The organism is Verrucomicrobiota bacterium, assembly GCA_034440155.1.
Taxonomy (GTDB): Bacteria; Verrucomicrobiota; Verrucomicrobiia; order JAWXBN01; family JAWXBN01; genus JAWXBN01.
This window is the reverse complement of record JAWXBN010000114.1, coordinates 1-10521: the sequence shown is the minus strand read 5'-3', so window position 1 is coordinate 10521 and position 10521 is coordinate 1. Positions and strand designations below refer to the sequence as shown.

General features: G+C 53.3%; 11 protein-coding genes. 10 read left to right on the top strand and 1 reads right to left on the bottom strand.

Features of this window, described 5'->3' with window-relative positions; translation table 11 throughout:
• Nucleotides 1-364: 364 nt before the first annotated feature.
• The 5 genes from SGI98_11760 to SGI98_11740 all read left to right on the top strand — a co-directional run bounded on the left by SGI98_11760 (nt 365) and on the right by SGI98_11740 (nt 4094).
• Nucleotides 365-550 carry a YHS domain-containing protein gene (locus tag SGI98_11760; GenBank protein MDZ4744079.1) on the top strand — a complete coding sequence of 62 codons (186 nt, stop codon included), beginning with the start codon at nt 365-367 and terminating at the stop codon, nt 548-550.
• Between the two features lie 444 nt (nt 551-994).
• Entirely contained in the window at nt 995-2554 is a 1560-nt protein-coding gene (locus SGI98_11755) for a mechanosensitive ion channel family protein (protein MDZ4744078.1), read from the top strand.
• Nucleotides 2547-3650, top strand: a complete 1104-nt coding sequence (locus SGI98_11750) for an AI-2E family transporter (GenBank protein ID MDZ4744077.1) — start codon at nt 2547-2549, stop codon at nt 3648-3650. The genes SGI98_11755 and SGI98_11750 overlap by 8 nt, the downstream gene beginning before the upstream one ends.
• Entirely contained in the window at nt 3647-3838 is a 192-nt protein-coding gene (locus SGI98_11745) for a hypothetical protein (protein MDZ4744076.1), read from the top strand. The genes SGI98_11750 and SGI98_11745 overlap by 4 nt, the downstream gene beginning before the upstream one ends.
• On the top strand, nt 3789-4094 hold the full coding sequence (locus SGI98_11740) for a hypothetical protein (GenBank protein MDZ4744075.1): 306 nt from the start codon (nt 3789-3791) through the stop codon (nt 4092-4094). Before SGI98_11745 ends, SGI98_11740 begins: the two co-directional genes overlap by 50 nt.
• 40 nt (nt 4095-4134) lie before the next feature.
• Here SGI98_11740 and SGI98_11735 read toward each other — a convergent pair whose 3' ends face one another.
• Nucleotides 4135-4581: a DUF6790 family protein gene (locus tag SGI98_11735; GenBank protein MDZ4744074.1), complete on the bottom strand. Its 447-nt coding sequence runs from the start codon at nt 4579-4581 to the stop codon at nt 4135-4137.
• A gap of 284 nt (nt 4582-4865) precedes the next feature.
• On the opposite strand from SGI98_11735, the gene SGI98_11730 reads away from it, so the two are divergent.
• The 5 genes from SGI98_11730 to SGI98_11710 all read left to right on the top strand — a co-directional run bounded on the left by SGI98_11730 (nt 4866) and on the right by SGI98_11710 (nt 10002).
• On the top strand, nt 4866-5507 hold the full coding sequence (locus tag SGI98_11730; protein ID MDZ4744073.1) for a MarC family protein: 642 nt from the start codon (nt 4866-4868) through the stop codon (nt 5505-5507).
• A 4-nt stretch (nt 5508-5511) separates the two neighbouring features.
• Nucleotides 5512-8241, top strand: coding sequence for a glucosidase (locus tag SGI98_11725; GenBank protein MDZ4744072.1), 2730 nt, complete (start codon nt 5512-5514; stop codon nt 8239-8241).
• Nucleotides 8238-9005: a glucose 1-dehydrogenase gene (locus tag SGI98_11720; protein ID MDZ4744071.1), complete on the top strand. Its 768-nt coding sequence runs from the start codon at nt 8238-8240 to the stop codon at nt 9003-9005. The genes SGI98_11725 and SGI98_11720 overlap by 4 nt, the downstream gene beginning before the upstream one ends.
• A 491-nt stretch (nt 9006-9496) precedes the next feature.
• Nucleotides 9497-9706 carry an addiction module protein gene (locus SGI98_11715; protein ID MDZ4744070.1) on the top strand — a complete coding sequence of 70 codons (210 nt, stop codon included), beginning with the start codon at nt 9497-9499 and terminating at the stop codon, nt 9704-9706.
• The gene (locus tag SGI98_11710; GenBank protein ID MDZ4744069.1) at nt 9703-10002 is read left to right on the top strand and encodes a type II toxin-antitoxin system RelE/ParE family toxin; all 300 of its coding nucleotides are present in this window, start codon (nt 9703-9705) and stop codon (nt 10000-10002) included. Before SGI98_11715 ends, SGI98_11710 begins: the two co-directional genes overlap by 4 nt.
• Nucleotides 10003-10521: the final 519 nt, after the last annotated feature.

The following is a 10521-nucleotide window of genomic DNA, read 5'->3' as shown; positions in this document are numbered from 1 at the left end:
GACGGAGCCGCATGGGGCGGACGCCAACACTCTAGTCGTGGCCGCAGATTGTCGGGTGCACCAAGGCCGACAAAAACGGGTATCCTTGGAGCGATGAAAAACCACCAGCGCCTTTTATAGAATAGGGGTCATGCTGAGATTTGAGATATTTTCTTTCATGAACGCCTCCATTTCCTGAAAGGTGACCGGGCATCATTTGACTGGTCCTCTGTGTGAGCGCCGTGGATACCTTGGCACCACAGCCGCGTTCGCTCGACTTGAGGTTTGGAAACACACGTTTTTCCGGGTGTCGCTCGAGTACCTTGATACTCGGTGGGGTATTCACCCTATATCGTTCTCCAAATTCCCTGTGTACCATTTGATCATGAATATAACAAAAACTGAGACCAAAGATCCCATCTGCGGTATGACTGTAAACGAGACCTCCGCTCTCCACACCTCACGCGCTGGAAAGACCTTCTACTTTTGCAGCTCCCCCTGCCGGGAGAAGTTCCTATCCACGACCGACGGGGCCGAGCCCGAGGGCGAGTCTGGATGCTGCTGTAAATAACGGCCTCACATTGTCGCTAAGGTAACTCCTGACATGCCCATCTATCTACAGTCAAAAAGTACAGCAAGCCCAGTGGAGTTTGCCACACGCGGTAAGACCGTGCAGGCTAACCACGAGTTATTGTCTCTTCTGGCAATCAACGGCGGGTCGTCGAGCATCCGGTTTGCGCTGTATGATCAGCTCGTACCGTTACGGCGGCGACTGGCCGCGACGGCCATGATCTGGATTTGCCAATTAGTATTCTTGGTTTATGTAGCCTACTTCGCTCAATCCAAAGTACTCTACGGCGCACTGGGCTGCGTCGTGCTCTTCATCGTGTGGGCTTATCTCTCAAGCTACTTCGGTGCCTTCGGATTTTGCTATCTCGTGCGGCGCAGACGGAAGTCCGGGCAAAAGGCAAGAGCAACTCGCTGCGATCATTACCTTCAGGCCCGGAGGTGATCCATGGATAAACTCAAACTGCATTTGAGTATTCTGCGGTCAAGCTTCTGGCACCTACGTTTGCTGGTGAAACAATCCAGCCACCTCCAGCTCCGAATTTTGCGCGCGGCATTCTCAGGCTTCCTCTGGTGGAGTGCACTGACTACATCGGTGATGGCGCAGGCAGACCCGTCCGCTCCCCATAATCTACCTATACCCAAGGAGGAGGAGCTTTCTCTCGCGCCGGAAAAAGTGGCCGTGGAACCAATCGCGCACGACGAGGAGATACGTAAACGTCTCCAGAGCGTCTTGGAGGCCACCGGCTGGATCGTCGCGCCGCAAGTCGAGGTCGTCGATGGCGTTGTTTTTCTCAAAGGCCGGTCTGAAAGTGATGAGATCAAGAAATGGGCTGGCGACCTGACTCGTAATACCCAGGACGTGGTCGCCGTGGCTAACCGGATAGAAGTGTCCCAGCCGTCCGCTTGGGACTTTCGGGGGGCGCGAAGCGGGCTCTCGGGACTGTCGCGCGATCTTATCCGCTCCCTTCCGTTCCTCCTTGTCGCGTTGTTTATCCTGGCCTTGTCGGCAGGGGCCGGATGGTTAACGGCGCGCGGCACTCGAAAATTTCTCATCGGCCGAGTCCGGGCGAAACTTTTGCGTGGCGTCCTCGCGGGAGGTCTGGGCGTGATCGTGTTTCTTGCAGGCACCTATGTCGTCCTACGAGTCTCCGGTTTGACTCAACTGGCATTGACGATCGTCGGTGGAACCGGCCTGGTCGGACTGGCTGTCGGCATCGCCTTTCGGGACATCACGGAGAACTTCCTAGCCAGCATATTCTTGAGCATCCAGCGCCCTTTTGAAACGGGGGATATGGTCGAAATCGTCGGAGTCACCGGCTATGTGCGGCAGTTGAATATCCGCACCACTGTGTTACTGACCCTCGACGGCAATCTCGTGCAAGTCCCTAACGCCGCTGTTTACAAGAGCACACTTCAAAACTTTACCGCTACCCCAAACCGGCGGGAGGACTTCGTCGTTGGGATCGGTTATGACGACGCTATTGATGAAGCACAGGATGTCGCCCTGAAGGTGCTACTGGATCACCCAGCGGTCTTGAAAGAGCCAGAGCCTTGGGTACTGGCAGACGACCTCGGCAAAGCGACCGTAAATTTAAGGATCTACTTTTGGATCAATGGCCATGAACACAGCTGGCTCAAGGTACGGTCTTCCGTGATCCGGCTGGTAAAACGAGCCTTTCAGAAACACGGCATCAGCATGCCCGACGAGGCACGAGAAGTTGTATTCCCCCACGGCGTCCCCGTCACAATGCTCGACACGAAGCAGGAGCCAACGAAGGACCCTGCTTCGCTCAAATCATCCGGCGAGTCGCTGCGCTCGGAAGGATTAGATACAGTCTCCACAAAAGCCGAAGCGGGGTTATCCAACGAGGCCGGCATCATTGAGGAGCAGGCCCGTCAAGCCCAGTCGGTGGACGAGGGGGAGAATCTCCTAGGAGCCACCACCAGCGTTCACCCTCGCAAGGTCTCTAGACCCGGCAATAAAAGAATACTGAATCATGACTAATGAACCCATCAAAAAAGAACGAGTAACTCCAGCACTTTCGTACGGCCAATTCGTCAAGCGTGTGCTGACGGTCACGGGCGTGGTGACGGCTATAGCCGTGCTGTGGTTGCTGATCTGGTTTTCGATACACGTCTGGCTGATTGTCTTCGCGGGAATCCTGCTGGCCATCTTCTTGCGCGGTTTGGCAAATCTGATCAGCACCCGGACTCCCTTATCACCGATCTCGTCGCTCGTGCTCGTGGTAGTGAGCTTACTGGCCCTGTGCGCACTGGCGGGCTGGCTAGTCGCGCCGCATGCGGAGGAGCAATTTAACGAACTGGCCAACGAATTGCCCCGGGCCTTGGGCCAGTTTCGGGAGCAACTTCAGGGAATGGAGTGGGCTCGTTATCTGGAAAAAAAACTGCCCGTTCTTTCTGATTTTGGTTTGGATGGCGAAAAAATCATGACAAAGGTCGGCGGCTTCTTTTCCGTCGGCCTGGAAGCAGTAACGAGTCTCGGTCTGGTCTTGTTTCTCGGTTTATATCTGGCTGCGGAACCCCAAGTGTATGTCGGAGGACTCCTCCATCTCTTTCCGATCCACAAGCGCGCCCGTGTCCGGGAAATCCTCGATGAGATCGGTACGACGCTGCGCAACTGGCTGCTGGGCCAGCTTTTTTCCATGATCGTGGTCGGCACCCTCACTGGCATAGGGTTAATGCTCATCGGCATTCCGCTGCCGATTGCGCTGGGCGTGTTGGCGGGTCTGTTTAATTTTGTCCCCATGGTCGGGGCTCTGGTTTCCGCGATTCCCGCCATCCTGCTCGCCTTCCTGATCAGTCCGTGGCACGCCTTTTATGTCGTGTTGCTTTATCTGGTGGTGAACTGCGTCATCGAAAGCAATGTCATCGCGCCCTTGGTCCAACGCTACACCGTCTTGTTGCCACCGGCATTGACCGTGCTGGCGTTGGTGCTGCTGGGCGTCTTATGCGGATTCCTCGGCGTCCTACTCGCCATTCCCCTGACCGCTACAGCTTTCGTACTCGTAAAAATGGCTTACGTTTACGACATGCTGGGCGATACGACGGTGGGGAAAAATGGCAGAAAAAAACATTTATGAATAAACTGGGGGGGGAACTTCTCTGGAGCTACCTTCATTCGAGGCTTTGGTTCCTGCCTTTGCTCATCGTCGCAGTCAGTATCTTGCTCACGGTTGTTTTTGATCGGATGATCTTTATTGCTAGCGACTCGACGGCGCATGAGTCCATCTCCACGTCAGGAACTCGACAATTTCTTCGTGGCCTCTGATGAACTCAGCGCGTTTTCTCTAGGAAGAATCGACGGCATCAGGCATGTACTCGGTCCGGTAGCTGCGGAATCGGCCGTGACATTATTACCGGGATATTTCCGCTCTTATCGTCATCCGTACGTCAAATTCATTCCCGTTTCCGATCCGTTTGCACGATGGGATATTATTATCCTCTGGCAAAAAGGTCAGACCCCACCCCCATTACGTCACTTTATTGACACGCTCGTCCAGACAGCCAACACATCGCTGGCATGATGTCTAAGCATCTGCGTAATTCAAAGCCCCCTCCATTATCTCAGCAAATTGCTGCGGCCACATACACCAGTAGGACGACAAAAAGGAACAAGTCAGAGATCATCGCGATTTGCCCCAGTCCGTTTTTTTTACTGGTGATATGGCGGATGCCAGCCAAGCCGTAAAAAAGTGCCCCACAAACCGCCGCCGGAGTGAGCCAACTGGGAGAAAACAGGCTGCATATCCCTAAGATTCCTATCGCCAAATTTGCAAAACCGAGTTCCTGCACGAGGATCAAAGATTTTTTATCCGTAATCCCGAAAATCTTTTCAGCAGTGAATGAGGGTGTCAGGGACTGCCGTAGTCCGGCCAGAAAAAGACGGACACCCACCCCCCAGAAAACGAACCATTTTCCCACGAGTAAAATGGTCCCTGCGGGATTCCGTAAAACAAAGAACTCCACAAGGATCGATATCACCGGAAAGACAAACATTAAAAGGATGATCATGATGAGATACATTAGTTTATCCCCCATTCATTAGCTCTGAGCGGTATTCCACATAATGCCCCATAAAAAGAGACTTACCATTGATGCCGGGCGCAAACAAGCCCTGCTTTTTGGATAGATCGCCAGAGCTTTCCGGAGTAAGGATATCCCCTCACTGTGTATGCTTTTTTTTAAAAAAAATATCCTGCATCGAAGCGTAACCTTGAGAATTTAACCTGACTGTCACCGAAATATTCAAAGAAACCTCTTGAGCGGGCCTATGACTCCATTTAATAACTAAACCCGTGAGCGCACTCTTTCTTACATCCCTCTGGGCCGGACTGGCGGCATTTTTCCCCTTGCTGAATCCCGTGGGTAATACCCCGATTTTTTACAGCATCACCGGCGGGGACACGGACAGTTACCGGAAACAACAGGCGCTCAAATCCTGCGTTTATACATTTATTATCTTGGCGGTTTTTATGTTAGCCGGGCAAATCATCCTCAAAATGTTTGGCCTGACCGTGGACATCATCCGGGTCGCGGGAGGCCTCGTCGTGGCGCATGTCGGATGGCAGATGCTTAATGCTGCTCCGAAACTCAATGATGCCGAACACAAGGAAGCCGTGGACAAGACTGACATTTCCCTGAGCCCGATGGCCCTGCCGATCATGGCCAATCCTGGGGCCATGAGTGTCGCTATCTCCCTGGGTGTGGGAGCCCATGATGTGGAGGCTTTTGGCGGTAGCCTGATCGCGCTTTTCCTGATGGTACTGCTAAATTTTATCTGCCTGCGTATAGGTGAACCCCTCGTAAATAAACTCGGATGCAACGGTATGAATGCCTTGAATAAAATCCTCGGGTTCCTCGTCTTGTGCATCGGGGTGGCCGTCCTCTCCAGCGGGTTACCCGGCCTCTACCACATGATCATCACCCCGATAAAGTAAATCCATGCCTGAGCAACCCCCCATTACCGGTGCCGAGTACGACCGCTTACGCGAGATCCGGGAAAATACCACTAACTGGCGCCAGTGGGGCCCGTATCTCTCAGAACGCCAATGGGGCACTGTCCGCGAGGATTATAGTGCCAATGGTGATGCCTGGAATAATTTCACCCACGACCAGGCCCGCAGCCGTGCTTACCGCTGGGGTGAGGACGGGATCGGGGGTTTCTCCGACGATGCCGGGCGGCTCTGCCTCGCACTCGCGCTGTGGAATGGTAAAGATCCGATCCTCAAAGAACGGCTCTTTGGCCTGACGAATTCCGAAGGTAACCATGGCGAGGACGTGAAAGAAATTTATTATTATCTCGATGCCACACCGACCCATTCCTATCTGAAGATGCTTTATAAGTATCCCCAGGCCGCCTTCCCTTATGGGCAATTAATCGAGGTCAACCGCCAACGCTCCAAGCTCGAGCATGAATATGAATTAATCGATACGGGTGTCCTCAATGAGAACCGTTACTTTGATGTCTTTATCGAATACGCAAAAGCCTCCGCCGAAGACATCTTGATGCGGGTCACGCTCACCAATAAAGGTCCAGAGACCGCCCCCGTGTGGGTCATCCCCCAGCTTTGGTTCCGGAATAACTGGTCTTGGTCCGAGGGCGAAGCACGCCCCGTTTTGGCCCTGACAAATCCACAATGCGTGAATCTCGATTGCCCCGATCCTTATATCGGCAGTTACCATTTTTATTACGAGGACAGCACCACCCCTCTTTTCACCCAGAATGAAACGAATACACCCAGACTCTACGGCACACCGGACACCGGGGGTTACTACAAAGACGCATTCCACGAATACGTCATCGCGGGTAATCAAACCGTGGTGAATCCCTCGGGCACAGGTACGAAACTCGGGGTCCTCCACCAAACATCCGTCGGTCCCGGCCAATCAGCGACCTTCCGCGTCCGTCTCAGTAAAAATCCACAACAAGAAGCTTTTGCTGATTTTGATTCCGTTTTCTCTGCACGGATCAAGGAGGCCGACGAATTTTATCACCAGATCCAAACGGGGATCACCTGTGAAGATGAAAAGAATGTCCAGCGCCAGGCATTCGCCGGAATGATCTGGAGCAAACAATCCTATCATTATGACATCTCCCGATGGCTGAAAGGGGATCCTACCCAGCCCGCACCGCCAAAGGAAAGGCTCACCGGCAGGAATAGTAACTGGTTCCATTTCCATTCCTCGGAAGTCCTCTCCATGCCCGACAAATGGGAGTATCCTTGGTTCGCCTCATGGGACCTCGCCTTCCACATGCTGCCCTTTTCGATTATTGATCCCACTTTCGCCAAAGACCAGTTACGCCTGCTGACAAAAGTTTATTACCAGCACCCGAATGGCCAAATCCCGGCTTATGAATGGAATTTCAGTGATGTAAATCCTCCCGTCCACGCCTGGGCAGCATTCCGCACCTATCAGATCGACCGGAAATATAACGGGGGCACAGGCGACGTTAAATTCCTCGAAGAAATTTTCCATAAGCTCCTGATTAATTTCACCTGGTGGGTTAATCGCAAGGATGAAAAAGGCGATAACATTTTCGAAGGCGGATTCCTGGGCCTCGACAATATCGGGGCATTTGACCGCAGTGCCCCCCTGCCCCCCGGTTATAATCTCAACCAGACCGACGGCACGAGCTGGATGGCGATGTATTGTCTGAACCTGATGCAAATTGCTCTGGAGCTGGCGCGTTTTAATTCCGTCTATGAAGAGACCGCCATTAAATTCTTCGAGCATTTCCTCTACATCGCCCGGGCCATGTCTGGGGAAGGCGAACATAATGCCGATCTCTGGAATGAAGAGGACCAGTTTTTCTACGATGTCGTCCACCGCGATGACGGACAAACGATTCCCGTCCGCCTCAGGAGCCTCGTGGGCCTGACCCCACTTTTTGCCGTCATGGTCTTGCCCGCCGATCTCCATGAGAAATTCCCAAATTTCGCCGAGCACATGGAGTGGTTCCTAAATCATAAACCAAAAATGGCTAACCTCGTCTCGCGCTGGACAGTCTGTGGGAAGGGCGAACGCCGCCTGCTCTCGCTCTTGCGCGGGCACCGGATGAAGGCCCTGCTCCGTCGCATGCTCGACGAGACGGAGTTCCTCTCCGACTACGGGATCCGCGCTCTGTCCCGCTATCACCTCGACCATCCCTTCCGGATGAATCTCGATGGACCCGACCTCTGTGTCAAATACCTGCCCGGCGAATCCGACTCCGGCCTTTTCGGGGGGAACTCGAACTGGCGTGGCCCCATCTGGATGCCGATGAATTACCTCCTGATCGAGTCCCTCCAGAAATTCCATTATTATTACGGTGACGATTTCACGATCGAGTGCCCGACGGGGTCGGGTGTTTATATGACCATCCTAGAGGTGGCCGATGAGATCACCAAACGCCTGAAACGCATTTTCCTCAAGGACGAAAAAGGACGCCGCCCGGTTTACGGGCTGTACCCTCAAATGCAGGATGATCCCGCGTTCCGCGATTACGTGCCCTTCCATGAATATTTCGACGGGGACAGTGGCCGTGGCGTGGGGGCCTCCCACCAGACAGGCTGGACCGGCCTCATCGCAAAGCTCATGCAGCCGCGTGTGGATATCGCTGGGGAATTCCCCTGCTTATCTAAAGAAGAATTGGAAAAATTAACCCGAACATCAAAGGACCCTAAAAAATGAAACTCGCTGGAAAAACCGCCCTTATCACCGGAGCCGCCCAAGGTATCGGTGCCGCTATCGCCATCCGCCTCGCTCGAGAAGGTGCCGACATCATCATCGATGACCGCTCTGAAACCGATAGTGCTAAGGCCACTGAAAAAGCCATTACCGATCTCGGTCGCAAAGTCGTTTTTGTCGCTGAAGACCTCTCGGTCGCCCAAAAAGATGCCGAAATGATCCAGATCGCCGTTCAAAAAGCCGGCCAGATCGATATCCTCGTCAATAATGCGGGGGTCGAACGTAATGCCTCTTTCTGGGATGTCACCGAAAAGGATTTCGACTTTGTCCTCGATGTGAATCTCAAAGGCCTTTTCTTTGCTACTCAGGAATTCGTCAAACACCGGATGGCTGTCAAACAACCCGGCAAGATCATCAATATCAGCTCTGTCCATGAGGAACTCCCCTTCCCCCATTTCAGCAGTTATTGTGCGACAAAGGGTGCGCTAAAAATGCTCACGCGTAATTTGTCCATCGAGCTGGCCCCCTACAATATCACGATTAATAATATCGCCCCCGGCGCGATCGAGACCCCGATAAATTCCAAGCTCATGAATAGCCCCGACCTGCTCAAAGCTCTGCTGGGGAATATCCCGCTCAACCGCCTCGGTAAACCCGAAGACGTCGCCGGTATTGCCGCATTCCTCGCCTCCACCGATGCCGATTACATGACCGGCACCACCGTATTCGTCGACGGCGGCCTCCTCTGGAATTATTCAGAACAATAAAAACTATCCTCCCGCACCCTTCCCCGCCCAATGGCGGCGGGGGAGGAGGTGCAAAGTACTAGGCACGAAGTTAGCCGAGCTGCAGGACGACAGAGCCCGTGGCAAATTCCGGCTTCGTCCCGTGATCTCGGACATGCGGAAGCATGTCCCTCCAATTAAGAGGAGCAAGTTGCACCACGAAGCGCACGAAAGACACGAAGGTGGATAGATGCGGGGATATGAAGGGTCGAGATTCTCTCGCTCGACCGTGTTCGCGGGAACTTGGGGGGGGGAGGATGTGTCCGTGAAACTCTGGCCTGTGGCAAGCAGGGCCGCTTGCCCTACACGCTGTGTACATCCGGCTTTTCTGTAGGGCGACCGAGCCCCGTTGCCGAATGTCGGATGTGTCCGTGCGGCCCGGACGAGAAACTCATTTTTTGCGGCGTGGGGTAAATTACTCAAACGGCAACTTTAATTTGTTAAACAACCTAAAATCTGCTTATATTCAGGGGATGACGATTAAAGAAATTTTCAATCAGACCAAAAACATGGGAATCGGTCAGAAAGTCAAACTCGTGGACATGATTCTGACTGATCTGGACAAACCAGACCCCCTGATTGAAAAGGCTTGGATCAAAGAAGTCTCCCGCCGCAAGACATTGATGCGTACTGGCCGGACCCGGACCCGTTCCTATCAACAGGTCATGGATAAGTATCTGTGAATATTGTTTTTGATCCTCTTGCTGAAAAGGAATTGGATGAAGCTTTTCTTTGGTATGAAGAACAACTCGAAGGTCTGGGCAAACAATTCATTACAGTCATTCAACAAACAATCTTGAGATTATCCCGTTACCCGGAGCTCTATCCTGAATGTATCCCGGGAATCCGCCGGGCATTGGTTAAAAAATTTCCTTATGGCGTTTTCTACAGTATCGACAAGGATACTGTTGTCATTTATGCCATTGCCCACTTGCACAGACTCCCTTTCTACTGGGCCACACGGAAAAAAAGTTCATAGTTTTTTTGTAGCGGGCTTTTCCTGTAGGGCGACCGGCCCTGGTTGCCGAATGTCGGATGTGTCCGTGCGGCCCGGACGAGTGAGAAACTCGTCCCTCCAGTTTGTTTGGTTTACGTTTTCGGATAGGGTCTGGGAGGGGATATCCTTGTTGCCCTACTGCAGAGGCAGGCTTGCGCATGCCCGGGGTTTCACGGATAAATTCCGGTTTGGTCCCGTGATCTCGGACATGCGGAAGCATGTCCCTCCAGTCGGAAAAAAAACTTTGCTTCCTTCGCGGACTTCGCGAGAAATTCTTTTCCAGTAGGGCGACCGGCCCTGGTTGCCGAATGTCGGATGTGTCCGTGAAACTCTGGCCTGTGGCAAGCAGGGCCGCTTGCCCTACACGCTGTGTACATCCGGCTTTCCTGTAGGGCGACCGAGGCCCGGTTGCCGAATGTCGGATGTGTCCGTGAACGCCTGGCCTGTGGCAAGCAGGGCCGCTTGCCCTACACGCTGTGTACATCCGGCTTTCCTGTAGGG

Coding starts and splice junctions, on each gene's coding strand:
- SGI98_11715 (MDZ4744070.1), top strand. CDS start 9,497: ATGACGATTAAAGAAATTTTCAATCAGACCAAAAACATGGGAATCGGT.
- SGI98_11750 (MDZ4744077.1), top strand. CDS start 2,547: ATGACTAATGAACCCATCAAAAAAGAACGAGTAACTCCAGCACTTTCG.
- SGI98_11745 (MDZ4744076.1), top strand. CDS start 3,647: ATGAATAAACTGGGGGGGGAACTTCTCTGGAGCTACCTTCATTCGAGG.
- SGI98_11720 (MDZ4744071.1), top strand. CDS start 8,238: ATGAAACTCGCTGGAAAAACCGCCCTTATCACCGGAGCCGCCCAAGGT.
- SGI98_11735 (MDZ4744074.1), bottom strand. CDS start 4,581: ATGATCATCCTTTTAATGTTTGTCTTTCCGGTGATATCGATCCTTGTG.
- SGI98_11740 (MDZ4744075.1), top strand. CDS start 3,789: ATGAGTCCATCTCCACGTCAGGAACTCGACAATTTCTTCGTGGCCTCT.
- SGI98_11725 (MDZ4744072.1), top strand. CDS start 5,512: ATGCCTGAGCAACCCCCCATTACCGGTGCCGAGTACGACCGCTTACGC.
- SGI98_11760 (MDZ4744079.1), top strand. CDS start 365: ATGAATATAACAAAAACTGAGACCAAAGATCCCATCTGCGGTATGACT.
- SGI98_11755 (MDZ4744078.1), top strand. CDS start 995: ATGGATAAACTCAAACTGCATTTGAGTATTCTGCGGTCAAGCTTCTGG.